This window comes from Salmonella sp. SAL04213 (genome assembly GCF_046550535.1).
Taxonomy (GTDB): Bacteria; Pseudomonadota; Gammaproteobacteria; order Enterobacterales; family Enterobacteriaceae; genus Salmonella; species Salmonella enterica.
In genome coordinates this window covers 540,416-566,927 of the sequence record NZ_JBGDXS010000002.1, presented here as the reverse complement: position 1 = coordinate 566,927, position 26,512 = coordinate 540,416, and the positions used below count along the sequence as shown (strand labels likewise).

The 26,512-nt window shown below is 53.3% G+C and carries 26 protein-coding genes and 1 other annotated feature; of the genes, 12 read left to right on the top strand and 14 right to left on the bottom strand.

Going from position 1 to position 26,512, the window contains the following annotated elements; translation table 11 throughout:
* Nucleotides 1-13: 13 nt before the first annotated feature.
* Nucleotides 14-766 (top strand): DNA-binding transcriptional regulator YciT, encoded by a 753-nt coding sequence (locus ACLJPQ_RS07655; protein ID WP_001088593.1) that lies wholly within the window; start codon nt 14-16, stop codon nt 764-766.
* Between the two features lie 258 nt (nt 767-1,024).
* The gene (gene osmB / locus ACLJPQ_RS07650) at nt 1,025-1,243 is read left to right on the top strand and encodes an osmotically-inducible lipoprotein OsmB (RefSeq protein WP_000481166.1); all 219 of its coding nucleotides are present in this window, start codon (nt 1,025-1,027) and stop codon (nt 1,241-1,243) included.
* Between the two features lie 119 nt (nt 1,244-1,362).
* On the opposite strand, the gene yciH is transcribed toward osmB, so the two are convergent.
* From yciH to pgpB, 5 genes are all read right to left on the bottom strand, one after another.
* Nucleotides 1,363-1,689, bottom strand: a complete 327-nt coding sequence (yciH, locus tag ACLJPQ_RS07645) for a stress response translation initiation inhibitor YciH (protein ID WP_001285199.1) — start codon at nt 1,687-1,689, stop codon at nt 1,363-1,365.
* Nucleotides 1,689-2,426: an orotidine-5'-phosphate decarboxylase gene (gene pyrF, locus ACLJPQ_RS07640; RefSeq protein WP_001529407.1), complete on the bottom strand. Its 738-nt coding sequence runs from the start codon at nt 2,424-2,426 to the stop codon at nt 1,689-1,691. The genes yciH and pyrF overlap by 1 nt, the downstream gene beginning before the upstream one ends.
* A 190-nt stretch (nt 2,427-2,616) precedes the next feature.
* Nucleotides 2,617-3,786, bottom strand: a complete 1,170-nt coding sequence (gene lapB / locus ACLJPQ_RS07635) for a lipopolysaccharide assembly protein LapB (RefSeq protein WP_000891378.1) — start codon at nt 3,784-3,786, stop codon at nt 2,617-2,619.
* 6 nt (nt 3,787-3,792) lie between these two features.
* Entirely contained in the window at nt 3,793-4,101 is a 309-nt protein-coding gene (locus tag ACLJPQ_RS07630; RefSeq protein ID WP_000876301.1) for a LapA family protein, read from the bottom strand.
* A 149-nt stretch (nt 4,102-4,250) separates the two neighbouring features.
* Complete coding sequence (gene pgpB, locus ACLJPQ_RS07625) at nt 4,251-5,015, bottom strand: phosphatidylglycerophosphatase B (RefSeq protein WP_000948636.1); 765 nt, start codon at nt 5,013-5,015, stop codon at nt 4,251-4,253.
* Nucleotides 5,016-5,210: 195 nt separating this feature from the next.
* Between pgpB and ribA the strand changes: the two genes are divergently transcribed.
* Nucleotides 5,211-5,801: a GTP cyclohydrolase II gene (gene ribA, locus ACLJPQ_RS07620; protein WP_001176284.1), complete on the top strand. Its 591-nt coding sequence runs from the start codon at nt 5,211-5,213 to the stop codon at nt 5,799-5,801.
* Nucleotides 5,802-5,856: 55 nt separating this feature from the next.
* Here ribA and acnA read toward each other — a convergent pair whose 3' ends face one another.
* The 5 genes from acnA to topA form a co-directional block, all read right to left on the bottom strand.
* Nucleotides 5,857-8,532, bottom strand: a complete 2,676-nt coding sequence (acnA, locus tag ACLJPQ_RS07615; RefSeq protein WP_080184741.1) for an aconitate hydratase AcnA — start codon at nt 8,530-8,532, stop codon at nt 5,857-5,859.
* Nucleotides 8,533-8,714: 182 nt separating this feature from the next.
* Nucleotides 8,715-8,807 (bottom strand): small membrane protein YmiC, encoded by a 93-nt coding sequence (ymiC, locus tag ACLJPQ_RS07610; protein WP_223148964.1) that lies wholly within the window; start codon nt 8,805-8,807, stop codon nt 8,715-8,717.
* A gap of 280 nt (nt 8,808-9,087) precedes the next feature.
* Nucleotides 9,088-9,228 (bottom strand): YmiA family putative membrane protein, encoded by a 141-nt coding sequence (locus tag ACLJPQ_RS07605; protein ID WP_213083417.1) that lies wholly within the window; start codon nt 9,226-9,228, stop codon nt 9,088-9,090.
* A gap of 280 nt (nt 9,229-9,508) precedes the next feature.
* Complete coding sequence (gene cysB, locus ACLJPQ_RS07600; RefSeq protein WP_000776233.1) at nt 9,509-10,483, bottom strand: HTH-type transcriptional regulator CysB; 975 nt, start codon at nt 10,481-10,483, stop codon at nt 9,509-9,511.
* Between the two features lie 410 nt (nt 10,484-10,893).
* Nucleotides 10,894-13,491, bottom strand: coding sequence for a type I DNA topoisomerase (topA, locus tag ACLJPQ_RS07595; protein WP_000513593.1), 2,598 nt, complete (start codon nt 13,489-13,491; stop codon nt 10,894-10,896).
* 402 nt (nt 13,492-13,893) lie between these two features.
* On the opposite strand from topA, the gene ACLJPQ_RS07590 reads away from it, so the two are divergent.
* Nucleotides 13,894-14,145: a YciN family protein gene (locus ACLJPQ_RS07590; protein WP_000548616.1), complete on the top strand. Its 252-nt coding sequence runs from the start codon at nt 13,894-13,896 to the stop codon at nt 14,143-14,145.
* A 41-nt stretch (nt 14,146-14,186) separates the two neighbouring features.
* Here ACLJPQ_RS07590 and sohB read toward each other — a convergent pair whose 3' ends face one another.
* On the bottom strand, nt 14,187-15,233 hold the full coding sequence (sohB, locus tag ACLJPQ_RS07585) for a protease SohB (protein ID WP_000422082.1): 1,047 nt from the start codon (nt 15,231-15,233) through the stop codon (nt 14,187-14,189).
* 237 nt (nt 15,234-15,470) lie between these two features.
* Between sohB and ACLJPQ_RS07580 the strand changes: the two genes are divergently transcribed.
* Together ACLJPQ_RS07580 and cobO are read left to right on the top strand one after the other, a co-directional pair.
* Nucleotides 15,471-16,232, top strand: coding sequence for a YciK family oxidoreductase (locus ACLJPQ_RS07580; RefSeq protein WP_000559308.1), 762 nt, complete (start codon nt 15,471-15,473; stop codon nt 16,230-16,232).
* Nucleotides 16,229-16,819, top strand: coding sequence for a cob(I)yrinic acid a,c-diamide adenosyltransferase (gene cobO / locus ACLJPQ_RS07575; protein ID WP_001278856.1), 591 nt, complete (start codon nt 16,229-16,231; stop codon nt 16,817-16,819). Before ACLJPQ_RS07580 ends, cobO begins: the two co-directional genes overlap by 4 nt.
* Nucleotides 16,820-16,905: 86 nt before the next feature.
* On the opposite strand, the gene rluB is transcribed toward cobO, so the two are convergent.
* From rluB to rnm, 3 genes are all read right to left on the bottom strand, one after another.
* The gene (rluB, locus tag ACLJPQ_RS07570; RefSeq protein WP_001291233.1) at nt 16,906-17,781 is read right to left on the bottom strand and encodes a 23S rRNA pseudouridine(2605) synthase RluB; all 876 of its coding nucleotides are present in this window, start codon (nt 17,779-17,781) and stop codon (nt 16,906-16,908) included.
* Between the two features lie 100 nt (nt 17,782-17,881).
* Nucleotides 17,882-18,502, bottom strand: coding sequence for an L-threonylcarbamoyladenylate synthase (locus tag ACLJPQ_RS07565; protein WP_000077250.1), 621 nt, complete (start codon nt 18,500-18,502; stop codon nt 17,882-17,884).
* Between the two features lie 7 nt (nt 18,503-18,509).
* Nucleotides 18,510-19,391 carry an RNase RNM gene (gene rnm / locus ACLJPQ_RS07560; protein ID WP_080184742.1) on the bottom strand — a complete coding sequence of 294 codons (882 nt, stop codon included), beginning with the start codon at nt 19,389-19,391 and terminating at the stop codon, nt 18,510-18,512.
* 121 nt (nt 19,392-19,512) lie between these two features.
* Here rnm and trpL point away from each other — a divergent pair, with 121 nt between their 5' ends.
* The 6 genes from trpL to trpA all read left to right on the top strand — a co-directional run bounded on the left by trpL (nt 19,513) and on the right by trpA (nt 26,180).
* Entirely contained in the window at nt 19,513-19,557 is a 45-nt protein-coding gene (trpL, locus tag ACLJPQ_RS07555) for a trp operon leader peptide (RefSeq protein ID WP_006496683.1), read from the top strand.
* Nucleotides 19,534-19,629: a sequence feature (Trp leader region), on the top strand. (Overlaps the previous gene by 24 nt.)
* A gap of 22 nt (nt 19,630-19,651) precedes the next feature.
* Nucleotides 19,652-21,214, top strand: coding sequence for an anthranilate synthase component 1 (locus ACLJPQ_RS07550; protein ID WP_001194386.1), 1,563 nt, complete (start codon nt 19,652-19,654; stop codon nt 21,212-21,214).
* Nucleotides 21,214-22,809, top strand: a complete 1,596-nt coding sequence (trpD, locus tag ACLJPQ_RS07545) for a bifunctional anthranilate synthase glutamate amidotransferase component TrpG/anthranilate phosphoribosyltransferase TrpD (RefSeq protein ID WP_000763480.1) — start codon at nt 21,214-21,216, stop codon at nt 22,807-22,809. Before ACLJPQ_RS07550 ends, trpD begins: the two co-directional genes overlap by 1 nt.
* Nucleotides 22,810-22,812: 3 nt before the next feature.
* On the top strand, nt 22,813-24,171 hold the full coding sequence (gene trpCF / locus ACLJPQ_RS07540; RefSeq protein ID WP_080184743.1) for a bifunctional indole-3-glycerol-phosphate synthase TrpC/phosphoribosylanthranilate isomerase TrpF: 1,359 nt from the start codon (nt 22,813-22,815) through the stop codon (nt 24,169-24,171).
* Between the two features lie 9 nt (nt 24,172-24,180).
* On the top strand, nt 24,181-25,374 hold the full coding sequence (trpB, locus tag ACLJPQ_RS07535) for a tryptophan synthase subunit beta (protein WP_080184744.1): 1,194 nt from the start codon (nt 24,181-24,183) through the stop codon (nt 25,372-25,374).
* Complete coding sequence (gene trpA, locus ACLJPQ_RS07530) at nt 25,374-26,180, top strand: tryptophan synthase subunit alpha (RefSeq protein WP_000443031.1); 807 nt, start codon at nt 25,374-25,376, stop codon at nt 26,178-26,180. The genes trpB and trpA overlap by 1 nt, the downstream gene beginning before the upstream one ends.
* The last annotated feature ends 332 nt before the right edge of the window (nt 26,181-26,512 follow it).

Genomic DNA, 26,512 nt, shown 5'->3' with positions numbered 1-26,512 from the left:
TAAAATTAATACTATGAACTCCCGACAACAATCAATTTTGCAAATGGTGGTTGATAAAGGCCAGATGAGCGTTGCTGAACTGGCGAAAATTACCGGCGTATCTGAAGTCACGATTCGTCAGGATCTGAATACCCTGGAAAAACAGAGCTATTTACGCCGTGCGCACGGTTTCGCCGTTTCGCTTGAGAGCGATGACGTAGAGACTCGCATGATGACGAACTACACGCTAAAACGCCGACTGGCGGAGTTCGCCGCCTCGCTGGTCAGTCCAGGGGAATCCGTTTTTATTGAAAATGGCAGTAGCAATGCGCTATTGGCCCGGACGCTGGCGGAACAAAAAGATGTCACGATCATCACCGTGAGCAGTTATATCGCGCATCTGCTCAAAGAAACCCCTTGCGAAGTCATTCTCCTCGGTGGAATCTATCAGAAAAAAAGTGAAAGCATGGTAGGGCCGTTGACGCGACAGTTTATCCATCAAGTGCATTTCAGCAAAGCATTTATCGGTATTGATGGCTGGCAGGCTGATACCGGCTTTACCGGACGCGATATGATGCGATCGGATGTGGTTAACGCTGTTCTGGAAAAAGGCTCAGAAGCGATTGTCCTCACCGACAGCTCCAAATTTGGCTGTGTGCATCCCTATCCCCTGGGCCCGCTCTCTCGCTTCCATCGTGTCATTACGGATTCCAAAATTTCCGCGAGCGATCAAATGCAGTTAGAGCATGCAGGGCTGCTAGTCAATGTTATTGGCTCATCCGTTTAAAATATTTCCCGATGGTTTGCCCTATGGCAAATCATCCTCTCTCTAAGACTTTTCTGACATCCCAATTAAGACTATTTACCTGTTGTAACGAGCGTAACGTCGTAAAATTAATATTAGCGAAATAACAGGAAGTGACTATCACCTGCGTGATATACCCCTGCGCAATCAGGTTTTACGGAAAATCTCTTAACAGGTTTTATTTTAACTATAGTTATAGTGAGCTTAATTCCGTGAATCGTTAATTCAGGAGAGAGTATTATGTTTATGACGAGCAAAAAAATGGCCGCTGCTGTGCTGGCAATCACCGTAGCAATGTCTCTGAGCGCCTGCTCAAACTGGTCCAAGCGCGATCGCAACACGGCTATTGGCGCAGGTGCGGGGGCGTTAGGCGGCGCAGTGTTAACGGACGGCAGTACATTAGGCACCCTGGGCGGCGCGGCAGTCGGCGGCGTGATTGGTCACCAGGTTGGAAAATAATCCAGACGTTTAAATATTGAACGGCTCAAAATAATACGTTTATTCTTTTCAGGTCTGGATTACAAAAATAGACAAAGTTGACTTTTACGCCACGGTAATTTACAACCGTGGCGTTTTCATTAGCCGCCAGCTAATTTTACTTTCATTCCTTTAGCTTCCAGCAATGATTTTATCAAGTCGCGTTTATCACCCTGAATTTCAATAATCCCTTCTTTTACTGCCCCGCCACAGCCGCATTTTTTCTTCAGTTCAGCCGCCAGTTTGGTTAATTCCGCATCATTCATCTCGATACCGGTAATCAAACATACGCCTTTACCCTTACGGCCACTGGTTTGACGCTGAATGCGAACGATACCATCCCCTTTGGGACGAACCGGCGCCGTTTTAGGTTCTTCAATGCGCCCCGTCTGTGTTGAATAAACCAGACGACTATTGGAATCGCTCATTATGCCTCCCGTTTCAGTGACGCGTTAATATCCTTCAGCGTTTGCGCCGGATCTACCGATTGCGTAACCGGGCGGCCAATCACCATATAGTCGACGCCGGCGGATAATGCCTGTTCGGGCGTCATAATGCGTCGCTGGTCGCCTGCCTCGCTGCCTGCGGGCCGAATGCCCGGCGTCACCAGCTTAAATGCAGCGCCAAAGACCTGTTTAAATCTGACCGCTTCCTGAGCGGAACAGACCACGCCATCCAGCCCGCATTGCTGCGTCAGGCGCGCCAGCCGCTCCGCATGTTCCGCCGGTGACAACGTCACGCCCAGATCGCGCAGATCGCTGGTTTCCATACTGGTCAACACGGTCACGGCAATGAGCAACGGCGCATCTTTACCGAATGGCGCCAGCGCGTCGCGCGCTGCTGCCATCATTCTCGCCCCGCCAGACGCGTGAACGTTTACCATCCAGACGCCCAGGTCTGCCGCTGCAGCGACTGCCCGAGCCGTGGTGTTGGGAATATCATGAAATTTTAGATCAAGAAAGACATCAAACCCACGTTGCTGGAGATCCCGAACGAGCTGTGGACCAAACAGCGTGAACATCTCTTTGCCCACTTTTAAGCGACAATCGCGAGGATCGATTTTATCGACAAACGCCAGGGCTTTATCGCGTTCATGGTAATCCAACGCCACAACGACAGGCGATTCAGTAATAGCGCAGGAAGAAGATGAAGCAGTAAACGTCATGACCAGACCTTCTTGATGATGGGCACCGGAAGTGGCGCAAATTGGATAAACGGCGTGCATTCTACCTGCGGCGCAGGGAAATTAACAGGTTCGATTGACAACCTGATAAGCCCTGGCCGCTGATGCCAGCGTCGTTTCTTGTCTTATGTCATTAAGTATGTTGTAACTAAAGTGAGGCTTTTTTTATATACTACTGCCCATCAAGTCCGCGAATAGGTTTAATGGTCGACCATGCCCGGCAGGACGGACAGTGCCAGTACAAGGTATAGGCGGTAAAACCGCATTTCTGACAACGATACCGCGGTTTACTGCGCACCTGCTCGCCAACCATATCACGCAGTACCATCAGGCTTTCTTTCGCTCGCCCTTCTTCCGCCTCATTGAGATGGTAATCCATCAGCTTATGGAACACCCGCATGGTAGGATGTCGCTGTAGCTGACGCGTGATATAGACTTGAGCTGCGTCACTACCTTCACGCGCTTCCAGAATATCGGCAAGCATTAACTCAGCGCCAGCACCGGTATTCTCCTCTACGGCGCGGCGTAAAAACTCCGCCCACTCGGCATTTTTACCGAGCTGTTGATAACAGGTTTGCAGCATCTCCAGCGTTTCGCTGACCAGCTCTTTATCCTGAACGATCACACGTTGCAAGCTTTCGACCGCTTTGGCGTAATCCCCTCTCGCCATATAAACGCGCCCCATCATGATAGACACCCGGGCGCTATTTTTATCTGCGGCGGCACCTTTTTTCAGCAACGCCATCGCGCGATCCATGTCGTCGTTGCCCATCTGCTGTAACGCTAACTCACAGTAAAAATGGGCGATTTCGATACGCTGTTTATCTTTGCCCAGTTTCACCAGCCGTTCTGCTACTTCGATCGCCTTTTGCCAGTCGCTGGTTAGCTGATAGATTTGCAAGAGCTGCTGTAACGCGCCTACGCGAAATTCCGTTTCGTCGGTAAGTTGGTTAAACATATCTTCCGCGCGGTCATATAAACCGGCGGCCATATAGTCGCGCCCCAGTTGCTGAACAGCCAGTAAACGCTGTTCATAGGTCAATGAAGCGCTTTCCATGAGCGTTTGATGAATACGGATGGCGCGATCGACTTCGCCGCGTGAGCGAAACAGATTACCGAGAGTGAGATGAGCCTCAACGGTGCCGGTATCCTCTTTAAGCATATCGAGGAACAGATCCACCGCTTTATCTTGTTGGTTACTCAGCAAGAAGTTAACCCCTGCGACATAATCGCGCGACAGGCGGTTAGCTTCATCCTGTTTTGTTTGTTGCGCACTTCTGCGACCCATATACCACCCATAGGCAGCGGCTACAGGCAACAGCAGAAATAACAACTCCAACATAAATGATTATTCCTTTACAACCGACGAGTCGGCAGGGACCGCAACGTCGGTTGCTGGCGAGAGCTTGTTTTCCAGTCGTTTAATTTTACGTTCAGCACGGGCAAGGGAAACGCGGACCCGCAGCCAGAACAGGCCGCAAATCAGCCAGCCAATCGCAAAACCGACGGCGAACAGCACAGCAAGCAACGTGGAGATACGATACTCCCCTTGCGCCAGCAGGTAGTTAAACGTCACCTGTTGATCATTCTGCGCGCCCAGCGTCACCGAAATAACAAAAATCGCCAATACCAGTAAGAAAATGAGTAAATATTTCACATTACTTCCCGTTATGTGGTTTGCGCGAATAAATCGTGTCCAACTTACCGCATCCAGCCTTCTAAATTACCATTTTCCCGCCTCGCGCGAAATGGAAATGCGCCCGCCATCAGATGATTTAAGGGCAATAGTCAGAAAATCAACCGTTGTCAGCTTTCCTGCTCGCGTTCAGCAATTTCTTGCGCTTCTTCACGAGGCGGCATAAGCGGCCCGCAAATTCGCTGCGCCAGCCAGGTCGCCAGGGTAACTAATAGCCAGGAGATGAGCGTGGCGACCACTAAATCTCGCGGCCAGTGCATTCCCAGAAGCAAACGGCTGCCCATTACGCCGGTCGCCCAGACTAACAAAAACGCGATGGTGAAAGTCCGTCTGCGCGGCCATAACAGACCCACGGCCAAAAGCGCCCAGCTCGCTGCAAACATGGTGTGTCCGGAGGGAAACGCAAAGCCCGTCTCTTTTTGCCAGTGCTGACGCAGGAAAACGGGGATGTTCTGTTGCCCGGCCAACTGCTCTTTCACTAAATGTCCGCGTTCTGTACGCTTTAAAGTGTAGAACTCATCGACGGGAATATGGTGCGTTTTTTCAAGCCAGACCACAAATGGCCGCGGCTCCTGTACGCGCTCCTTTACCCATGACTTCACGCCCTGCCCGACGATAATCGCCCCGCCGAGAATCGCAAACAGCATAATGGCGGCGCGCAGGCGAAATCGCAGGCACCATAAGAACCATCCACAAAGAATCACATGCGTGATAACGCCCCAGGGTTTGGTCACGGTTTCCGTTATCCAGAATAGCGTTTTTAGCCACCAGACCTGATGTCCTGGCTGCCACTGCCAGCCTGATACCCATACGGCAAGCGGCATGATAAGCAACAGGGCGGCTCCTGCCGCGGTGCGCTTCGCAATTGAAAGCATGGATGCTCCTTTTATAAGTAAGTATCACAATCATAACTGAAAATTCTCGCCGGACTGGAAAATTGACAAATTTGTGCCATTCCTGAGCAATTACGTGGTAGTGATTAGGTGATGACCGCCGCCTTATGGCAAAATAGCGGGATACAAGCCAACAGGCGACGACACCGCAGGCGTCAGCATAATCTGGAGAAATACATGCAGCTTAAACGTGTGGCAGAAGCCAAACTGCCAACCCCATTGGGTGACTTTCTGATGGTGGGATTTGAAGAACTGGCAACCGGACACGACCATGCCGCGCTGGTTTTTGGCGATATTTCAGGTAAAACGCCAGTACTGGCTCGCGTTCATTCCGAATGTCTTACCGGGGACGCGCTTTTTAGTCTGCGCTGTGATTGTGGTTTTCAACTGGAAGCCGCGCTGACGCATATTGCGGAAGAAGGACGCGGTATTCTGATTTACCACCGTCAGGAAGGCCGCAATATCGGCCTGCTTAATAAAATTCGCGCTTATGCGTTACAGGATCAAGGCTATGACACGGTGGAGGCCAATCATCAGCTCGGCTTTGCCGCCGATGAGCGTGATTTCACCCTGTGCGCGGATATGTTCAAATTACTCGGCGTGGATGAAGTTCGCCTGCTGACCAATAATCCGAAGAAAGTCGAAATACTGACCGAGGCGGGAATTAATATCGTCGAACGCGTTCCGCTCATTGTGGGTCGTAATCCAAATAATGAGCATTATCTCGATACTAAAGCGGCCAAAATGGGCCACCTGCTAAGTAAGTAAGCCACCGGTATTAAAGCGCGGGCCTGCCTGTTTACGGCAGGCCCGATAAACGGCTTTAGTTCAGCATATTTCTAATGACATAGTGCAATATGCCGTCATTCTGGTAGTAAGTCAGCTCGGTGGCGGTATCAATGCGACAGCGACAAGGCACCGTTTCTTTGCTGCCGTCCGATCTCGTTAACGTCACCGGAATGGTCGCGCCAGGGCGCAGGTTTTGCAGATCCGCGACATCAATCACCTCTTCCCCGGTCAGTCCCAGCGTTTTACGCGTTACGCCCTGTGGAAACTCCAGCGGCAGGATCCCCATCCCAATCAGGTTTGAGCGGTGGATACGTTCGAACGACTCGGCGATCACCACGCGGATACCTAACAGCCGCGGACCTTTTGCCGCCCAGTCACGGCTCGATCCCGACCCATACTCTTTCCCGGCAATTACCGCCAGCGGCGTTTTTTCCTGCTGGTAGAGCATCGCGGCATCATAAATCGACATCGCTTCCGTACCCGGCAAATGCCGCGTCATCCCACCTTCGACGCCGGGCAGCATTTCGTTGCGAATACGAATATTGGCGAACGTACCGCGCATCATCACTTCATGGTTGCCGCGCCGTGATCCATAGGAGTTAAAATCCTTCCGCTCAACGCCGTGGTTTTGCAGATAGCGTCCGGCGGGACTGTCCGGCTTGATACTGCCGGCCGGAGAAATATGGTCGGTCGTTACCGAATCCCCCAGCATCGCCAGGATACGCGCGCCGTGGATATCTTTGACTGGCGCAGGCTGGGCCTGCATTTCATCAAAGAAAGGCGACAGGCGAATATAGGTTGAATCCGACTGCCAGCCGTAGGTATCGGACGATTCAACCTGAATCGATTTCCATTCTTCCGTGCCCTCAAACACTTCCGCATACTCTTTACGGAACATATCCGATGATACCAGTTCAACGGCGCGGGCAATTTCCTGCGCTGAAGGCCAGATATCCTTCAGGTATACCGGATCGCCTTTACGATCGTACCCCAGCGGGTCTGTCGCGAGGTTAATATTCATGTTTCCGGCCAGCGCATACGCGACCACCAGCGGCGGCGACGCCAGCCAGTTCGTTTTCACCAGCGGATGGATACGCCCTTCAAAATTTCGGTTACCGGAAAGCACGGCCCCTACCGTCAGATCGCCTTTTTTAATCGCGGTCTCAATAGGCTCAGGCAACGGACCGGAGTTCCCGATACAGGTCGTACAGCCATAACCGACCAGGTTAAAACCGAGCTCATCCAGATAAGGCGTAAGTTTGGCCTGCGCCAGATAGTCAGATACCACTTTTGACCCCGGCGCCAGAGAAGCCTTGACCCACGGTTTACGCTTCAACCCCAGCGTTACTGCTTTTTTCGCCAGTAATCCCGCCGCCATCAGCACGCTGGGATTCGAGGTATTCGTACAGGAGGTGATGGCGGCAATGACGACAGCGCCATCCGGAAGCTGATATGGCTGTCCGTTCATCGTATAGTCAACCGGCTGGCGATCTTTTTGCGCGGTATTCAGCTCCAGCTCGGCGCTGGCGGCAAAGGCTTTCGGCACATCGCCTAACGCCACGCGATCCTGCGGGCGTTTCGGCCCGGCCAGACTGGCCTCGACATCGCCCATATCCAGTTCCAGCGTACTGGTAAATACCGGTTCGTCTCCGGGATTACGCCACATTCCCTGCGCCTTCGCGTAGGCTTCAACCAGCTCGACCAGATCGTCGCTACGTCCGCTTAATCGCATATATTCCAGGGTGATGGCGTCAATGGGGAAAAAACCACAGGTGGCGCCATATTCCGGCGACATATTAGCGATGGTCGCGCGATCCGCCAACGGCAGCGAATCCAGACCATCACCATAAAATTCAACAAATTTACCCACGACGCCATGCTTACGCAGCATTTGCGTGACGGTGAGCACCAGGTCAGTGGCAGTGATCCCCTCCCGAAGCTTACCGGTTAACTTAAAGCCGACGACATCCGGGATAAGCATCGACACGGGCTGACCAAGCATCGCCGCTTCCGCTTCAATACCACCCACACCCCACCCCAATACGCCCAGACCATTAATCATGGTCGTATGGGAGTCAGTCCCCACCAGCGAGTCCGGGTAAGCAATCCACTCCCCGTCCTGTAATTCGCTCCAGACGGCTTTACCCAGGTATTCCAGGTTAACCTGATGGCAAATGCCGGTTCCGGGCGGCACCACGCTGAAACGACTGAATGCCTGCTTTCCCCATTTCAGGAACATATAACGCTCATGGTTACGTTCCATTTCCAGCCGCACGTTTTCTTCAAACGCATCGTCATCGCCGAAATGATCGACCGTCACAGAGTGGTCAATAACCAGATCAACCGGCGATAACGGGTTTACTTTCGACGTATCGCCGCCGAGGCGTTTAACGGCTTCACGCATCGCCGCCAGGTCGACAACGGCAGGCACGCCGGTAAAGTCCTGCATCAGGACACGGGCGGGCCGCCAGGCAATTTCACGATCGGCATGGGCATTTTTAAGCCAACCGGCCAGCGCCTGAATATCTTCATCAGTCACAGATTCGCCGTCCTGCCAGCGCAACAGGTTTTCCAGTAACACTTTAAGTGATTTGGGCAAACGGGCGATATCGCCCAGGGATTTGGCAGCCAGCGGCAGACTGTAGTAATGATACGTTTTATCTTTGGCCTGCAATGTATCCTTACTGGCTTCTCGTAGGGTTGACGACATAGCTCCTCCTTAAATGACAGGGTTGCGTTACCCTGATTCTCCACAGGGTTGTATTAAAGATAACACAAACAAAACGTAACGTTTTGATAACAACCCAAATTGCTAAAAGAGGAGAAACCTAACAGGCGAGGAGCGAAGATGAAAAAGCCCGATAAATAACGCATTATCGGGCTTTGACGAGATTAGACGGCAATCCAGATTAACTCGGCCCAGAACAGTAGCGATAATATAAACGCGCCAGTCCATGACCAATACTTTATATTTGACGTTAACATAGGCGACACCAACTGTGTTTAATCAATACTGAGAGGCGCTCAGCACACGGTTGCTGCGGTGTAATAAGACAGCGTTAATAAAACAGTAACGCCAATAAAAAGACGGATATTATTTTTGTGACACCTCATCAGCAAAAGCATCAATAAATGCCCGCTGCTGCGGTGTGAGCGTCCAGTGTTGCGGAACAGACCGAAAAACGGTCGTATCCGGGGTGTTATCATCGTCACAAGATTGAATCGGGGGCGCGACCACGCGCTCGCGTTCCGACGTAATGCTCACTTAGCCCCACCAATGCCAGATAACAAGCGCTACCACTACCCAGAACAGCGCAGAACCCACAAAAACCGCCAGCCATGCTTTACGTTTGAGCTCAGGGTCGCGGCGCGGTTCCTGGTTTTCAGAAGGCATTACTAACCTCATGCTATCGGTATCACTTATCATTTCAGCACCAAACAATCGGTACAATTAATCATCAGATGAGACAAATCCTAAATAAACTTTAGTCAAAAATCCAGTCAATTTACGAATCGTTGCCAGTGAATAAATCAATCTTTTGACTCAAGATAACTATTTGGAAAAAGAAACTGGCGGGACGGGTAATTCAACACTATTTTGCTGATCATTACCCGTAATACTTCGAGGGATATTGCAAAAGGCGGCTTTGTCTGCCATGCCACTACGACACAAACCGACGGTGATATTACTTTTCAGGCAGCTTTATATCCTGAAACATCGCTTCAATTTCTTCATTAGAACGCAACGCCACCGCCGTATCCACCACATCACGCGTCAAATGTGGCGCAAAACGCTGGATAAAATCATACATATAGCTGCGTAAAAAAGTACTACGGCGAAAACCAATTTTTGTGGTGCTGTGGCTAAAAATATCGTGCGCGTCAATCCGCACTAAATCAGGATCGGCAAGCGGATCGACCGCCATGCTGGCAATGACGCCAACGCCCAGTCCCAACCTGACATACGTTTTAATCACATCCGCATCGGTTGCAGTAAAGACGATCCGCGGCGTTAATCCTGCGCGATTAAAAGCGGTATCCAGTTCGGAACGCCCGGTAAAGCCGAAGGTATACGTCACCAGCGGATACTGCGCCAGCGCTTCAATCGTTACGGAAGACGTTGCCGCCAATGGATGATCCGGCGTCACCACTATCGAACGGTTCCAGTGATAGCATGGCAACATCACCAGATCGTCATATAAATGCAGCGCTTCCGTGGCAATCGCGAAATCGGCGTTCCCTTTCGATACCGCTTCCGCAATCTGCGTTGGCGACCCCTGGTGCATATGCAGCGAAACGCGCGGGTAACGCTCGATGAAGCCTTTAATCACGCCTGGCAATGCGTAACGCGCCTGAGTATGGGTAGTGGCAATATAGAGCGAGCCTTTATCCGGCCAGGTATGCTCGCCGGCGACCGACTTAATGGCATCGACTTTGGAAAGCACCTCACGCGCAATACGAATAATCTCCTGGCCTGCGGGCGTCACCTGAGTCAGATGCTTACCGCTGCGGGCGAAAATCTGGATGCCAAGCTCATCTTCCAGCATCCTAACCTGCTTGCTGATCCCCGGCTGGGAAGTATACAACCCCTCAGCGGTAGAGGAGACGTTAAGGTTATGATTAACCACTTCAACAATGTAACGAAGCTGCTGCAATTTCATAATACATCATCCAGATTAGCGCCATCAGGCCATCGTTTATCTACAGACATCATTGGGCTGCTAATACGATTTAATAATAAAAAAGGTGTTAACTATAACCACTATATCATTTATATCTGAACTGTATAGCCAGCGCGATAAAATAATAAGCCCGCTATACCCAAAATAATTCGAGTGATTAAAGGCAACAAGCGAGTGAGTGCCCAGGAGCATAGATAACCAGGTGACTGGGGTGAGCGACAAATCTGCCGGGAGCAGATTTGAACGTCGCGTGCGACGGCCCGTCAGGGCGAGGCCCATAGATGGGCCGAGTAATCCGTAGCCAACACATAAGCCACTTGAAATATGAAGGGGATATAAAAAAGGGCCGCTTACGCGGCCCGCTTGACTACAGTGGCGACAGGCAGGGGTTATTTCTTGCCTTCAACCCACTTGCCGTCGACGAAGAACGCTGACCATCCCGTCGCCTTCCCGTCTTTTTCCGCCGCAACGTACTGCTGTTTTGTTTTGCGGCTAAAGCGAACAACGGTTTTATTACCTTCCGGGTCCTGCTGCGGCGCATCCGCCAGATAACGCAGTTTTTCCGGCAGGCGATCGCGGAACCGGTAAAGCTCCTCGACTAATGGCGCGCGCGTTTCACGTGATTTCGGGAACGTATTGGCCGCCAGGAATATCCCTGCGGCGCCATCGCGCAGCACAAAGTACGCGTCCGATTTTTCACACGGCAGTTCCGGTAATGGAACAGGATCTTCCTTCGGCGGCGCAACTTCGCCGTTACGCAAGATCTTACGGGTATTTTTACATTCGTCGTTAGTACAGGCCATGTACTTACCAAAACGCCCCATTTTAAGGTGCATTTCGGAACCACATTTCTCACACTCAACGATCGGGCCGTCATACCCTTTGATGCGGAACTCGCCTTCTTCAATCTCGTAGCCATCACAGGTCGGGTTATTACCACACACATGCAATTTACGCTTCGGATCGATCAGATAGCTGTCCATCGCCGTACCGCACTTCTGACAGCGACGCTTGGCGCGCAGGGCGTTGGTTTCGGCGTCGTCGCCTTCCAGCACGTTCAGAACTTCATTTTCCGGCACCAGGTTAATGGTCGTTTTACAACGCTCTTTCGGCGAAAGCGCATAACCTGAACATCCAAGGAAAACCCCCGTACTGGCAGTACGAATTCCCATTTTACGGCCACAGGTTGGACAGTCGATGCTGGTCAGCACCATCTGGTTAGGACGCATCCCCCCTTCTTCCGGATCTTTCTCGGCTTTATCGAGCTGCTGAGTAAAATCGCTGAAGAAGTTATCCAGTACCGCTTTCCACTCGGCCTGGTGATTCGCAACCTGATCCAGACTATCTTCCATCTGTGCGGTAAAATCGTAGTTCATCAATTCGCGGAAGTTTTCTTCCAGCCGGTCGGTGACGATTTCACCCATTTTTTCCGCATAGAAGCGACGGTTTTCAACGCGAACATAGCCGCGATCCTGAATGGTCGAGATAATCGACGCATAGGTAGACGGACGACCAATACCGCGCTTCTCAAGCTCTTTAACCAGAGAAGCCTCGCTAAACCGGGCTGGCGGTTTAGTAAAGTGCTGAGCAGGCGTCAATTCAAGTAGCGTCAGCGCATCGCCCTTATTCACGGCAGGCAATGTGCGATCTTCATCGCCTTTACGCAGCGCCGGCATCACTTTTGTCCAGCCGTCAAAGCGCAAAATACGCCCACGCGCTTTCAGGCGGAACTCGCCTGCGCCAACGGTAAGCGTAGTAGAGTCATATTGTGCTGGCGTCATCTGACAGGCGACAAACTGACGCCAAATTAGTTGATACAACTTCTGCGCGTCAGCCTCCATGTCTTTCAGCGACTCCGCCATAACAGCAACGTCGGAAGGACGGATCGCTTCGTGCGCTTCCTGAGAGTTTTCTTTGCTGGCGTACTGGTTCGGGTTATCCGGCAGGTATTTCTTGCCGAAATTATCGCCAATATAACCGCGCACCATGTTGACCGCATCCTGACTCAGGTTGGTGGAGTCTGTACGCATATAGGTGATGTAGCCCGCCTCATACAGACGCTGCGCCATCATCATGGTTTTCTTCACGCCAAAGCCCAGCCGGGTGCTGGCCGCCTGTTGTAGCGTGGAGGTGATAAACGGCGCGCCAGGTTTGCTGCTGGTCGGTTTGTCTTCACGCTCCAGTACGCTATAGCGCGCTTTTTCCAGCAAGCTGACGGCGGCAAGCGTCTGCTCGCGATTTACCGGCCGGAATGGCTTGTCGTTCTGATGCGTCACCTGTAGCGGTAGCGCCTCGCCAGACGGCGTCGTCGTATTAGCGTCAATTTCCCAGAACTCTTCCGGAACAAACGCTTTAATCTCGCGCTCGCGTTCAACGACCAGACGGACCGCGACAGACTGAACGCGACCTGCCGACAAACCACGGGCGATCTTTTTCCACAGCAGCGGCGAGACCATATAGCCTACCACGCGATCCATAAAGCGGCGCGCTTGCTGGGCGTTGACCCTGTTAATATTCAGCTCGCCCGGCTGTTCAAACGCCTGGCGAATGGCATTTTTGGTTATTTCGTTAAAGACTACGCGACTGTAGCGCGCGTCATCGCCGCCGATCACTTCCCGCAGGTGCCATGCAATGGCTTCCCCTTCGCGGTCAAGGTCGGTTGCGAGATAGATGTGGTCGGCTTTTTCCGCCAACTGTTTCAGTTCAGAGACGACCTTCTCTTTACCGGGCAGCACTTCATAGTGCGCATCCCAGTTGTGCCACGGGTCAACCCCCATACGGTTGACGAGAGCGCCACGTTCATCCTTTTTGGGCTTTTTAGCCGTTTTGGTGGAGGTAGAGTCGGCGCTCTTTTTAGCTGCTGAGCCACTGGTCGGCAAATCACGGATATGACCCACGCTGGATTTCACCACGTAGTCATTACCCAGATACTTGTTGATCGTTTTGGCTTTTGCCGGGGACTCAACGATGACAAGAGCTTTACCCATATTCACCTTTACCTAAGTTGATTCTTCCAGGAATGCGTCGCACGTTGATTCACCTTCCACTGGCGACGAGACAACGATATATGGTCTCTGCGTCTGCGGATATCAACCCCTTGTACTGGCTTTGTGTACGAAATGTAACCCTCAGGTGACTGAGTTAACAGGCTTTTTTGCACACACGCGCTATAGCACGACGGAATTTTGGTCGAATGTCAAGCAATTCTGTTGCCAGATTGACGAAAGCGTCACACTGTACCTGATAAAATTCGATACGCAACTTTATTAGCATGCAAAAACAAATCTTGCCAGTGAACGCAACATGACAAATCCATCAATTTCCTGTGAGAATATTTGCCCATCAGAAGTGCTCAGCGTAGACTAATCTCCTTGTTTAAGGAGTAAAAAATGCATAAAGAGACGCAACCTATCGATCGCGAAACACTGTTGCTTGAAGCCAACAAAATTATTCGGGAACATGAAGACACGATGGCAGGTATTGTCGCCACCGGCGTAACGCAGAGAAATGGCGTGCTGGTTTTTAGCGGCGATTACTTTTTAGACGAGCAAGGGTTACCGACCCCTAAAAGCACCGCGGTGTTTAACATGTTTAAACACCTGGCGCATGTGCTGTCTGAGAAGTATCACCTGGTGGATTAATCCATGCCGGATGGCGCTGAATGCCATCCGGCAATAGCGGTTTACATCAACGGCTTTTGTCCACGCTGCCACCAGCGCAGCAGCAGCCGATCCGCGCTTTCCGCCGCGCTGCCGGTAACACGATCGATCAGTTTTTTACGCTGCATATAGCGCACATTCAGCACCTCGCGCCCTTCCATCAGGCCGAGGATAACCTCATCGCTGGTGTTAATCTCATCAACCAGTCCTTTCTCCAGCGCCTGCTGACCGTACCAGTGTTCGCCCGTGGCGACCTGTTCAATGTCCAGAGCCGGACGCATCCGCTGCACAAACTCTTTGAACAGATGGTGCGTTTCGTTGAGATCTTCACGAAACTTCTGCCGCCCTTCTTCCGTATTCTCGCCTAACAATGTCAGGGTACGTTTGTACTGCCCTGCGGTATGCAGTTCAATATCAATGTCTTTACTTTTGAGAAAGCGGTTAAAGTTCGGGATTTGCGCGACAACACCAATTGACCCCACAATAGCGAACGGCGCCGCGATAATTTTTTCCGCCACGCAGGCCATCATGTAGCCTCCGCTTGCCGCGACTTTATCCACCGTCACGGTCAGCGGAATATTTTTATCGCGCAGGCGCTGCAATTGCGATGCCGCCAGGCCATAGCCGTGCACAACGCCACCGGGGCTTTCCAGACGCACAACCGCCCGATCGCCGGGTTTCGCCACTGCCAGCACCGCCGTGACCTCTTCGCGTAACGCATTAACTTCGTGAGCGTCCATACTGCCTTTGAAATCTATCACCCATACGCGCGGTTTGTCCGATGTCGCAATGTCCCCCAGCTTCGCTTTCGCTTTGGCGGCTTTCGCCTCCTGCTTATGCTTTTTTTTCTGCGCTTTATGCCACAGTTTTTGCTGATGGCCATCCATCAACGCCGCAGCAAGGTCATCCTTCATCTCCTGATACTGCTCGCTCAAATTGGTCACGCGCAGCTCGCCGCGCTGACGTTTGCGTTGCGTAGCATTCACGATCAGCAGCACAATGACGGCAATGGCCACCACAACGGTGACGATTTTTGCCAAAAATAAGCCATATTCAGACAACAATTCCACGACTCCCACCTTGATTAAATAACGCGACTTGCGCTCAGTGTACAACAGGCATCGAAGTCAGTCTCTCTTCATCCGTATGCCTGTTGAGGAAGAAAAAGTATGACAAGACGTTCATTTTACGGCGTTATCGCCCCTGTCTGATTGAAAAAAAAGGCGCTTTCAGGCATAAACCCGAAAAGTTAACGCGAAGATAAGACAACCTGGCAGGACGGTGCACCACACCGTTGAGGAGTAGCCATGCATTACCAACCGAAACAAGATCTATTGCAAAACCGCATTATTCTGGTCACTGGTGCCAGCGATGGCATTGGGCGGGAAGCCGCGCTCACGTATGCGCGTTACGGCGCAACGGTGATTCTGCTGGGACGCAACGAAGAGAAACTGCGTCGGGTCGCGCAGCACATTGCTGACGAGCAACATGTTCAACCACAGTGGTTTACGCTCGATCTGCTGACCTGCACCGCTGAAGAGTGCCGGCAAGTGGCCGACCGCATCGCCGCGCACTATCCCCGCCTGGATGGCGTCCTGCACAATGCCGGGTTACTGGGGGAAATCGGCCCAATGAGCGAACAAGATCCGCAGATCTGGCAGGATGTCATGCAGGTAAACGTTAACGCCACCTTTATGCTCACCCAGGCGCTGTTACCGTTATTATTGAAGTCCGATGCCGGCTCGCTGGTCTTTACGTCATCAAGCGTTGGCCGTCAGGGACGCGCCAACTGGGGCGCCTATGCCACCTCGAAGTTTGCTACTGAAGGAATGATGCAGGTGCTGGCGGACGAATACCAGAACCGTCCTCTGCGTGTTAACTGCATTAACCCGGGCGGCACGCGCACCAGTATGCGCGCCAGCGCCTTTCCGACGGAAGATCCACAGAAATTAAAAACGCCTGCCGATATTATGCCGCTTTACCTGTGGCTTATGGGCGACGACAGTCGCCGTAAAACCGGTATGACCTTTGACGCCCAACCGGGCCGTAAACCAGGAATCGCCCAATGAGTGATGAACGTTATCAGCAGCGCCAGCAGAAGGTAAAAGATCGGGTTGACGCCCGTGTCGCCCAGGCACAGGAAGAGCGCGGTATTATTATCGTGTTTACTGGCAATGGTAAGGGCAAAACTACGGCGGCTTTCGGGACTGCCGCCCGCGCCGTAGGACACGGTAAAAACGTAGGCGTGGTGCAATTTATTAAGGGCACCTGGCCCAACGGCGAGCGTAATCTGCTGGAACCGCATGGCGTCGAATTTCAGGTGATGGCAACGGGATTTACCTGGGAGACGCAAAATCGCGAGGCAGACACTGCAGCATGTATGGCCGTTTGGCAGCATGGGAAACGGATGCTGGCCGATCCGCTGCTTGATATGGTGGTCCTGGATGAGCTGACCTATATGGTGGCGTATGACTATTTACCGCTGGAAGAGGTCATAAGCGCGCTAAACGCGCGCCCTGGTCACCAGACGGTGATTATTACAGGTCGCGGCTGTCACCGGGATATTCTTGATCTTGCGGATACCGTCAGCGAACTGCGTCCGGTTAAACATGCTTTTGACGCGGGCGTAAAAGCCCAGATGGGAATTGATTATTAACCGTAGGCCGGATTAAGGCGTTTGCGCCGCCATCCGGCACAAACCCTCTTGTCTGATGATTCTCGGCCTATAGACCGCGGTAGAGATTACCCGTTGTTATTACGCCCACCGGAGCGGCGTCCGCCAGCTATCTGGCTGTGGCGTTTTACCGCCCGACGGATCTGGTTCGCTTTCATACGACGACGGTCTTTTTCGACGGCAACCTTCGACGAGGTTTCCGGCGGGAGCTCTACCAGACCACGCAGATAGTTCGTTTGCGCGAGGTCGAGCTCAGTCCAGCCGCCGCGCGGCAGGCCTTTCGGCAGCGGGATATCGCCGTAACGAACGCGGATCAGACGGCTGACCTGAACGCCTACCGCTTCCCACAGTCGGCGAACTTCGCGGTTGCGCCCTTCCGTCAGCGTCACGTTATACCACTGGTTAATGCCTTCGCCGCCGCTGAATTTAATGGTCTTAAATGCCGCCGGACCATCTTCCAACTGTACGCCACGGCTTAAATCACGCAGTTTCGATTCATCCACCTGACCGAACACGCGCACGGCATATTCACGTTCAACTTCACGACTAGGGTGCATCAGGCGGTTCGCCAGTTCACCGTCGGTGGTAAATAACAATAGCCCGCAGGTGTTGACATCCAGACGTCCTACCGCAATCCACCGCGCGCCGCGCAGTTTCGGTAAGCGATCAAAAACGGTTGGCCGCCCTTCAGGGTCATTGCGGGTACACAGTTCACCTTCTGGTTTGTAATAGGCCAGAACGCGGCAAATTTGTTCCGCCGACTCTTTCACCGAAATCAGGTGACCGTCGATACGGATTTTCAAACCGGGAGTGACTTCAACACGATCGCCAAGCGTGGCGATTTTACCGTCAACGCTGACACGTCCCGCTTCAATAATGGATTCGATTTCACGGCGAGAACCGTGGCCAGCGCGCGCCAGCACTTTTTGTAACTTTTCGCTCATAGAGCTTCCTTCAGGTGTCGCCTTCACAGGCGTCGAACAGGAGAATGAACGGCGCGTTGCCGCGCCATTTTAAGGCCGCGTAGTATACAGGCTTACGCCCTTATAAGAAAGGTGTAACGTCGCCGACGCCTTCGCGCAGCACCACCGGGGAGTCATTGGTCAAATCAATTACCGTGGTAGGCTGTTGACCGAGATAACCGCCGTGGATGATCAGATCCACCTGCTTCTCCAGCCGATCTTTAATCTCCTCCGGGTCCGACTCGGTAAAATCGCTGCCAGGCAGCATCAACGACGTCGAGAGCATCGGTTCGCCCAGCGTATCCAATAACGCCAGCGCAATCGGGTTTGACGGTACGCGCAGGCCGATAGTTTTACGCTTTTCCTGCAACAGACGGCGCGGCACCTCTTTTGTCCCCTTCAGGATAAAGGTGTAATTACCCGGCGTATTGTTTTTCATCAGACGAAATGCCACGTTGTCGACGTAGGAGTAGGTCGACAACTCGGACAAATCGCGGCACATCAGCGTGAAGTTGTGGCCGTCCGGCAGGTGACGGATGCGGCAAATGCGCTCCATTGCGCCTTTGTCTTCAATTTTACAACCAAGGGCATAGCCGGAATCGGTTGGATAAACAATAACACCGCCTTTACGCACAATGTCGACGGCCTGATTAATCAGCCGTTGCTGTGGGTTATCCGGATGGATATAAAAAAACTGGCTCATACTTCCCTCACTGTGATATTTGCGGCTGTTCCCATGTCTGCCATACGCCTTCAACGCCAGCGGGCAGCCAGAGTTTACGCCCCAACTCAATCCACGGGCAGGGCTGATGGAAATCAGATCCAAGCGATGCCCATAAATGATGCTGACGCGCAAGCGTCGCCAGTTGGGTGCGTTCATTGGGCGATTGTTGGCACTGCGCCACTTCCATCGCGTCGCCGTGATGGTCGGCAAAATGCGCCACTAATCTTTTCAGCCACTTAGCGCTAAGGTCGTAGCGTCCCGGATGGGCCAACACCGCCTTACCGCCAGAATGATGAATGACATCAATAGCTTGTTCTATTGTACACCACTGCGGCGGAACGTAACCGGTTTTCCCACGCGCGAGATATTTTTTAAAAACATCCGCCATGGTCGCGGCTTTGCCGCACTCCACCAGAAAGCGGGCGAAGTGGCCGCGCGTCACCGCGCCGCCATTGGCCAGTCTCAATGCCCCTTCCCACGCGCCGGGAATATGGGCTTTTTCCAGACGTTCCGCAATGAGCCGACCACGCGCCTGACGCCGCTGTGTCTGCAGCGCCAGAAAATCGCGCATTGCCGGGTGCGCAATATCAATATTCAGACCCACAATGTGAATCTCATGATTCTCCCAGACCGTTGAAATCTCCACGCCGGGAATAAGATTCAGAGCCAGCCCGCAACGTGAAATTTCTTCTCTTGCCGCAGGAATCGCGGCTGTGGTGTCATGATCGGTAATCGCCAGCGTGCCGACTCGCATCTCTACCGCACGGTGTACTAATGTTTCTGGCGTCAACAGTCCATCGGACGCCGTGGTATGACTGTGCAGATCGTAAATCACTGCGTAATTCGTGTCGCTCAAGGCGGCTCCCATAGAGATAAAGGTATGTCATGTACATCATAACGGTTCCGGCAAATATACTGAAATAGGTGTTGACATTATTCCATCGAACTAGTTAACTAGTACGAAAGTTCACATGAAGAGGGTATCTAAAATGGCAGCGATATTTGCATTACACGGTTGGTGGCGCACTTCCTGATAGCGGGCGGTGTATGAACAGCTGTAATCAGCCAAACGATACCCGGCCCGCCTGTTAAGCGGGCTTTTTTTTGAACAAAATAATGAGAATAACCATGCAAACACCAAAACCCACGCTCGAACTGTTGACCTGCGATGCCGCCTACCGGGAAAACCCAACAGCGCTTTTTCATCAGGTCTGCGGCGATCGCCCGGCAACGCTGCTGCTGGAATCCGCGGATATCGACAGTAAAGACGATTTAAAAAGCCTGCTGCTGGTAGATAGCGCGCTGCGCATTACCGCTTTAGGTGACACTGTCACTATTCAGGCGTTATCTGATAATGGCGCCTCATTATTGCCGCTACTGGATACCGCCCTGCCCGCTGGCGTGGAGAACGAAGTCCTGCCTGCCGGTCGCGTTCTACGCTTCCCGCCCGTCAGCCCATTATTAGATGAAGACGCCCGTTTATGCTCTCTGTCGGTATTTGATGCGTTCCGCCTGTTACAGGGGGTGGTGAACATACCGACGCAAGAGCGGGAGGCTATGTTTTTCGGCGGTCTGTTTGCCTACGACCTGGTCGCTGGCTTTGAAGCGCTGCCACACCTTGAGGCTGGCAATAACTGCCCGGACTACTGCTTTTATTTAGCGGAAACGCTGATGGTGATAGATCATCAGAAAAAAAGCACCCGTATTCAGGCCAGTCTGTTCACCGCCAGCGACCGGGAAAAACAGCGTCTGAACGCCCGCCTGGCTTACCTTAGCCAACAGTTAACCCAGCCTGCGCCGCCGTTGCCGGTCACGCCGGTGCCGGACATGCGCTGCGAATGCAATCAGAGCGATGACGCGTTCGGCGCGGTGGTACGCCAGTTGCAAAAAGCCATCCGCGCGGGGGAGATATTTCAGGTGGTGCCGTCGCGCCGCTTTTCACTGCCCTGCCCGTCGCCGTTGGCTGCCTACTACGTGCTGAAAAAGAGCAACCCCAGCCCGTATATGTTCTTTATGCAGGATAATGATTTCACGCTTTTCGGCGCGTCGCCGGAAAGCTCGCTGAAATATGACGCCGCCAGTCGTCAGATTGAGATTTACCCCATCGCGGGTACCCGTCCACGCGGTCGCCGCGCTGATGGTACGCTGGACAGAGATCTCGACAGCCGTATTGAGCTGGATATGCGTACCGACCATAAAGAGCTTTCCGAACATCTGATGCTGGTCGATCTGGCGCGCAATGACCTGGCACGCATCTGTACGCCGGGCAGTCGCTACGTTGCCGATCTGACAAAAGTTGACCGCTATTCGTACGTGATGCATCTGGTTTCCCGGGTGGTGGGCGAACTGCGTCACGATCTCGACGCGCTGCACGCCTATCGCGCCTGCATGAACATGGGCACCCTGAGCGGCGCGCCGAAAGTACGCGCCATGCAGTTGATTGCCGATGCGGAAGGACAGCGCCGTGGCAGCTATGGCGGCGCGGTCGGTTACTTCACCGCCCACGGCGATCTGGACACCTGTATTGTTATCCGCTCCGCGCTGGTGGAGAACGGTATCGCCACCGTACAGGCGGGCGCCGGAATCGTGCTGGACTCTGTTCCGCAGTCTGAAGCCGATGAAACCCGTAATAAAGCGCGCGCCGTATTGCGTGCTATCGCCACCGCGCATCATGCACAGGAGACCTTCTGATGGCTGATATTCTGCTGCTCGATAACATCGACTCGTTTACCTGGAACCTGGCAGATCAGCTACGGACCAACGGTCATAACGTGGTGATTTACCGTAACCATATTCCGGCGCAGACGCTTATCGATCGCCTGGCGACAATGGAAAATCCGGTGCTAATGCTCTCCCCCGGTCCGGGCGTTCCCAGCGAGGCAGGCTGTATGCCGGAGCTGCTGACCCGACTACGCGGCAAGTTGCCGATCATCGGCATTTGTCTGGGGCATCAGGCGATTGTCGAAGCTTACGGCGGTTATGTCGGTCAGGCGGGAGAAATCCTGCATGGCAAAGCCTCCAGCATTGAGCATGACGGTCAGGCGATGTTCGCCGGGCTGGCGAATCCGCTACCGGTCGCGCGTTATCATTCGCTGGTCGGCAGTAATGTTCCTGCAGGGCTAACCATTAACGCCCATTTCAACGGCATGGTGATGGCGGTACGTCATGATGCGGATCGCGTTTGCGGTTTTCAATTTCATCCTGAGTCCATCCTAACGACGCAGGGCGCGCGTCTGCTGGAGCAAACATTAGCCTGGGCGCAGCAAAAGCTGGAACCGACCAACACCCTACAGCCAATTCTGGAGAAACTCTATCAGGCGCAAACTCTGACGCAACAAGAGAGCCACCAGTTGTTTTCGGCGGTCGTCCGCGGCGAACTTAAGCCTGAACAGCTCGCCGCCGCGCTGGTGAGCATGAAAATTCGCGGCGAGCATCCCAATGAAATTGCCGGCGCCGCCACTGCGTTGCTGGAAAATGCCGCCCCGTTCCCGCGCCCGGACTACCTGTTTGCGGATATCGTTGGTACCGGCGGCGATGGCAGTAACAGTATCAATATCTCTACCGCCAGCGCCTTTGTCGCGGCGGCCTGTGGACTGAAAGTGGCGAAACACGGCAACCGCAGCGTATCCAGCAAATCGGGGTCATCCGATCTGTTGGCGGCGTTCGGTATTAATCTGGATATGAACGCCGATAAATCACGTCAGGCGTTAGATGAACTGGGCGTCTGTTTCCTGTTCGCGCCGAAATATCACACCGGATTCCGTCACGCGATGCCGGTTCGCCAACAGTTAAAAACGCGAACCCTGTTCAACGTACTCGGCCCGCTGATCAACCCGGCGCATCCGCCGCTGGCATTGATTGGCGTCTATAGCCCGGAACTGGTGCTGCCGATTGCGGAAACCTTACGGGTACTGGGCTATCAGCGCGCGGCGGTGGTACATAGCGGCGGCATGGATGAGGTTTCGCTCCATGCGCCGACGATTGTCGCGGAGCTGCATGACGGCGAAATTAAAAGCTATCAACTTACGGCGGAGGATTTTGGCCTGACGCCTTACCATCAGGATCAGTTGGCTGGCGGCACGCCGGAAGAAAACCGTGACATTCTGACGCGGTTATTACAAGGTAAAGGCGATGCCGCGCATGAGGCCGCCGTCGCCGCCAACGTGGCGATGCTGATGCGTCTGCATGGTCAGGAAGATCTCAAGGCCAACGCGCAAACCGTGCTTGATGTTCTGCGCAACGGCACCGCATATGACAGAGTCACCGCACTGGCGGCAAGAGGGTAAATAATGCAAACCGTTTTAGCGAAAATCGTCGCAGACAAGGCGATTTGGGTAGAAGCCCGCAAACAGCAACAGCCGCTGGCCAGCTTTCAAAATGAGATCCAGCCAAGTACACGCCATTTTTATGATGCGCTCCAGGGCGCGCGTACCGCCTTTATTCTGGAGTGTAAGAAAGCATCGCCATCAAAAGGCGTGATTCGCGACGATTTCGATCCGGCGCGTATTGCCAGTATTTATCAACATTACGCCTCGGCGATCTCGGTGCTCACCGACGAAAAATATTTTCAGGGGAGCTTCGATTTTCTGCCGGTCGTTAGCCAAAGCGCGCCGCAGCCGATTCTGTGTAAGGATTTTATTATCGATCCCTATCAGATCTACCTTGCCCGTTACTATCAGGCCGATGCCTGTTTACTGATGCTCTCGGTTCTGGATGACGAACAGTATCGCCAACTCTCCGCCGTCGCGCACAGTCTGAAAATGGGCGTGCTCACGGAGGTCAGTAATGACGAAGAACGGGAGCGCGCGATAGCGTTAGGCGCAAAAGTGGTAGGTATCAACAATCGCGATCTGCGCGATCTGTCGATTGATTTGAATCGCACCCGCCAGCTGGCGCCAAAACTGGGCCACGGCGTGACTGTCATCAGCGAGTCCGGGATTAACACCTATGGTCAGGTACGCGAACTGAGCCACTTCGCCAACGGTTTTTTAATTGGTTCCGCGTTAATGGCGCATGACGATCTTAACGCCGCCGTCCGTCGCGTGCTGCTTGGCGAGAATAAAGTCTGCGGCCTGACCCGCGCCCAGGACGCTAAAGCTGCCTGTGACGCTGGCGCAATATATGGCGGGTTGATTTTTGTGCCCTCATCTCCACGCGCGGTGAGCGTTGAGCAGGCGCGAGAAGTGATAAGCGGCGCGCCATTGCAGTATGTCGGCGTTTTCCAGAACGCTGATATCGCCGATGTTTGCCAGAAAGCCGCCGTCCTGTCGCTTTCTGCCGTACAGCTACATGGCAGCGAAGACCAGGCGTATGTCAACGCGCTGCGCGAGGCGTTGCCGCGCAATGTGCAAATCTGGAAGGCGCTGAGCGTTAGCGATGCCCTTCCCGCACGCGATTATCACCATGTCGATAAATACATTTTCGACAATGGGCAAGGCGGCAGCGGGCAGCGCTTCGACTGGTCACTGCTACGGGGGCAACCGCTGGATGATGTGTTACTGGCGGGCGGGCTGGCGGCCGATAACTGCGTCCAGGCGGCGCAAGTCGGCTGTGCCGGTCTCGATTTTAATTCAGGTGTGGAGTCACAGCCGGGCATCAAAGATGCTCGTCTTCTGGCCTCGGTTTTTCAGACACTGCGCGCATATTAAGGAAAAAACATGACAACACTTCTCAACCCCTACTTTGGTGAATTCGGCGGCATGTATGTGCCGCAGATCCTGATGCCTGCGCTGAACCAGCTTGAAGAGGCCTTCGTCAGCGCGCAAAAAGATCCTGAATTTCAGGCGCAATTCGCCGATCTGCTAAAAAACTACGCGGGACGCCCCACCGCACTGACGAAATGCCAGAACATTACCGCCGGTACGCGTACCACGTTGTATTTAAAGCGCGAAGATTTACTGCACGGCGGCGCACACAAAACCAATCAGGTACTGGGTCAGGCGCTGCTGGCCAAACGGATGGGGAAAAGCGAGATTATCGCTGAAACCGGCGCCGGTCAGCACGGCGTCGCCTCTGCGCTCGCCAGCGCCCTGCTGGGTCTGAAATGCCGTATCTATATGGGCGCCAAAGACGTTGAGCGCCAGTCGCCGAACGTCTTCCGTATGCGTCTGATGGGCGCTGAGGTTATCCCGGTTCATAGCGGCTCCGCTACGCTAAAAGATGCCTGTAACGAGGCGCTGCGCGACTGGTCCGGTAGTTACGAAACCGCGCACTATATGCTCGGCACGGCGGCAGGACCGCATCCCTATCCCACCATCGTTCGCGAGTTCCAACGCATGATTGGCGAAGAGACGAAAGCGCAAATCCTCGACAAAGAGGGCCGTCTGCCAGATGCCGTTATCGCTTGCGTCGGCGGCGGCTCAAACGCTATCGGGATGTTTGCGGATTTTATTAATGATACCAGCGTCGGGCTAATAGGCGTTGAACCTGGCGGTCACGGTATTGAAACCGGCGAGCATGGCGCGCCGCTTAAACATGGTCGCGTTGGCATCTATTTCGGGATGAAAGCGCCGATGATGCAAACAGCGGACGGGCAAATTGAAGAGTCCTATTCCATTTCCGCCGGGCTCGATTTCCCATCCGTTGGGCCGCAACATGCGTACCTGAACAGCATCGGACGCGCGGATTATGTCTCCATTACCGATGATGAGGCGCTGGAAGCCTTCAAAACGTTGTGCCGCCATGAGGGAATTATCCCGGCGCTGGAATCCTCCCACGCGTTGGCGCACGCTCTGAAAATGATGCGCAAGCAGCCGGAAAAAGAGCAACTGCTGGTGGTCAATCTCTCTGGCCGCGGAGATAAAGACATCTTTACCGTACACGATATCCTGAAAGCGCGAGGGGAAATCTGATGGAACGCTACGAAAATTTATTTGCACAGCTCAACGATCGCCGGGAAGGCGCTTTTGTCCCCTTCGTAACTCTGGGCGACCCTGGCATTGAACAGTCACTGAAAATTATCGACACACTGATTGACGCTGGCGCCGACGCTCTGGAACTGGGGGTTCCCTTCTCCGATCCGCTGGCCGATGGCCCTACCATCCAGAATGCGAACTTACGCGCCTTCGCCGCTGGCGTCACGCCGGCTCAGTGTTTTGAAATGCTGGCGCTGATTCGTGAAAAACACCCGACCATTCCGATTGGCCTGCTAATGTACGCGAATCTGGTGTTCAATAACGGCATAGATGCGTTCTATGCCCGTTGTGAACAGGTTGGCGTAGATTCCGTGCTGGTCGCAGATGTCCCGGTTGAAGAGTCGGCCCCCTTCCGCCAGGCGGCGTTACGGCATAATATCGCGCCGATCTTCATCTGCCCGCCAAATGCGGATGACGATCTTCTGCGCCAGGTCGCATCTTACGGCCGCGGTTATACCTACCTGCTTTCGCGTTCGGGCGTCACCGGCGCGGAAAACCGTGGCGCATTGCCGTTGCATCATCTCATTGAGAAGCTTAAAGAGTACCATGCCGCGCCTGCGTTACAGGGCTTCGGTATCTCCTCTCCGGAACAGGTGTCTGCGGCCGTGCGTGCCGGGGCGGCTGGCGCTATCTCCGGCTCAGCCATTGTCAACATTATCGAGAAAAACCACGCGTCTCCCGAACAGATGTTGGCGGAGCTCAGGTCCTTTGTCTCAGCGATGAAAGCCGCCAGCCGCGCATAACGGGTTAAGCCGTCAGCATAACGCTGGCGGCTTAATGAGAGCTTGGCGCCGAACCAGAATCACGATTCAGACGTAGATCATCAATCTTTTTGGTGTTGTTCCCTGTCCAGCTTTCAAAAAGTCTGAAGTCAATTTTTGCTAAGAAAACTCCTAATCACGCCGAAAAATTTAGCGTTTTCACGTCAATTTCCCCCGCCTTTATGTAAAGAAATGTCAATAAACAATGCATTAACGTTTCTATGGCCGCAGATAGTGACGCTTGTTATTAATAGCAATGCAAAGCATTTTCTGTTAAATCGCTTATTCTAAAAGAAAATATAGAATATATTATC

What these genes read in the sequence shown, in the direction of transcription:
- ACLJPQ_RS07655 (WP_001088593.1), top strand. Translation starts at nt 14, where the DNA reads ATGAACTCCCGACAACAATCAATTTTGCAAATGGTGGTTGATAAAGGC.
- osmB (WP_000481166.1), top strand. Translation starts at nt 1,025, where the DNA reads ATGTTTATGACGAGCAAAAAAATGGCCGCTGCTGTGCTGGCAATCACC.
- yciH (WP_001285199.1), bottom strand. Translation starts at nt 1,689, where the DNA reads ATGAGCGATTCCAATAGTCGTCTGGTTTATTCAACACAGACGGGGCGC.
- pyrF (WP_001529407.1), bottom strand. Translation starts at nt 2,426, where the DNA reads ATGACGTTTACTGCTTCATCTTCTTCCTGCGCTATTACTGAATCGCCT.
- lapB (WP_000891378.1), bottom strand. Translation starts at nt 3,786, where the DNA reads ATGTTGGAGTTGTTATTTCTGCTGTTGCCTGTAGCCGCTGCCTATGGG.
- pgpB (WP_000948636.1), bottom strand. Translation starts at nt 5,015, where the DNA reads ATGCTTTCAATTGCGAAGCGCACCGCGGCAGGAGCCGCCCTGTTGCTT.
- ribA (WP_001176284.1), top strand. Translation starts at nt 5,211, where the DNA reads ATGCAGCTTAAACGTGTGGCAGAAGCCAAACTGCCAACCCCATTGGGT.
- acnA (WP_080184741.1), bottom strand. Translation starts at nt 8,532, where the DNA reads ATGTCGTCAACCCTACGAGAAGCCAGTAAGGATACATTGCAGGCCAAA.
- ymiC (WP_223148964.1), bottom strand. Translation starts at nt 8,807, where the DNA reads ATGTTAACGTCAAATATAAAGTATTGGTCATGGACTGGCGCGTTTATA.
- ACLJPQ_RS07605 (WP_213083417.1), bottom strand. Translation starts at nt 9,228, where the DNA reads ATGAGGTTAGTAATGCCTTCTGAAAACCAGGAACCGCGCCGCGACCCT.
- cysB (WP_000776233.1), bottom strand. Translation starts at nt 10,483, where the DNA reads ATGAAATTGCAGCAGCTTCGTTACATTGTTGAAGTGGTTAATCATAAC.
- topA (WP_000513593.1), bottom strand. Translation starts at nt 13,491, where the DNA reads ATGGGTAAAGCTCTTGTCATCGTTGAGTCCCCGGCAAAAGCCAAAACG.
- ACLJPQ_RS07590 (WP_000548616.1), top strand. Translation starts at nt 13,894, where the DNA reads ATGCATAAAGAGACGCAACCTATCGATCGCGAAACACTGTTGCTTGAA.
- ACLJPQ_RS07580 (WP_000559308.1), top strand. Translation starts at nt 15,471, where the DNA reads ATGCATTACCAACCGAAACAAGATCTATTGCAAAACCGCATTATTCTG.
- cobO (WP_001278856.1), top strand. Translation starts at nt 16,229, where the DNA reads ATGAGTGATGAACGTTATCAGCAGCGCCAGCAGAAGGTAAAAGATCGG.
- rluB (WP_001291233.1), bottom strand. Translation starts at nt 17,781, where the DNA reads ATGAGCGAAAAGTTACAAAAAGTGCTGGCGCGCGCTGGCCACGGTTCT.
- ACLJPQ_RS07565 (WP_000077250.1), bottom strand. Translation starts at nt 18,502, where the DNA reads ATGAGCCAGTTTTTTTATATCCATCCGGATAACCCACAGCAACGGCTG.
- rnm (WP_080184742.1), bottom strand. Translation starts at nt 19,391, where the DNA reads ATGGGAGCCGCCTTGAGCGACACGAATTACGCAGTGATTTACGATCTG.
- ACLJPQ_RS07550 (WP_001194386.1), top strand. Translation starts at nt 19,652, where the DNA reads ATGCAAACACCAAAACCCACGCTCGAACTGTTGACCTGCGATGCCGCC.
- trpD (WP_000763480.1), top strand. Translation starts at nt 21,214, where the DNA reads ATGGCTGATATTCTGCTGCTCGATAACATCGACTCGTTTACCTGGAAC.
- trpCF (WP_080184743.1), top strand. Translation starts at nt 22,813, where the DNA reads ATGCAAACCGTTTTAGCGAAAATCGTCGCAGACAAGGCGATTTGGGTA.
- trpB (WP_080184744.1), top strand. Translation starts at nt 24,181, where the DNA reads ATGACAACACTTCTCAACCCCTACTTTGGTGAATTCGGCGGCATGTAT.
- trpA (WP_000443031.1), top strand. Translation starts at nt 25,374, where the DNA reads ATGGAACGCTACGAAAATTTATTTGCACAGCTCAACGATCGCCGGGAA.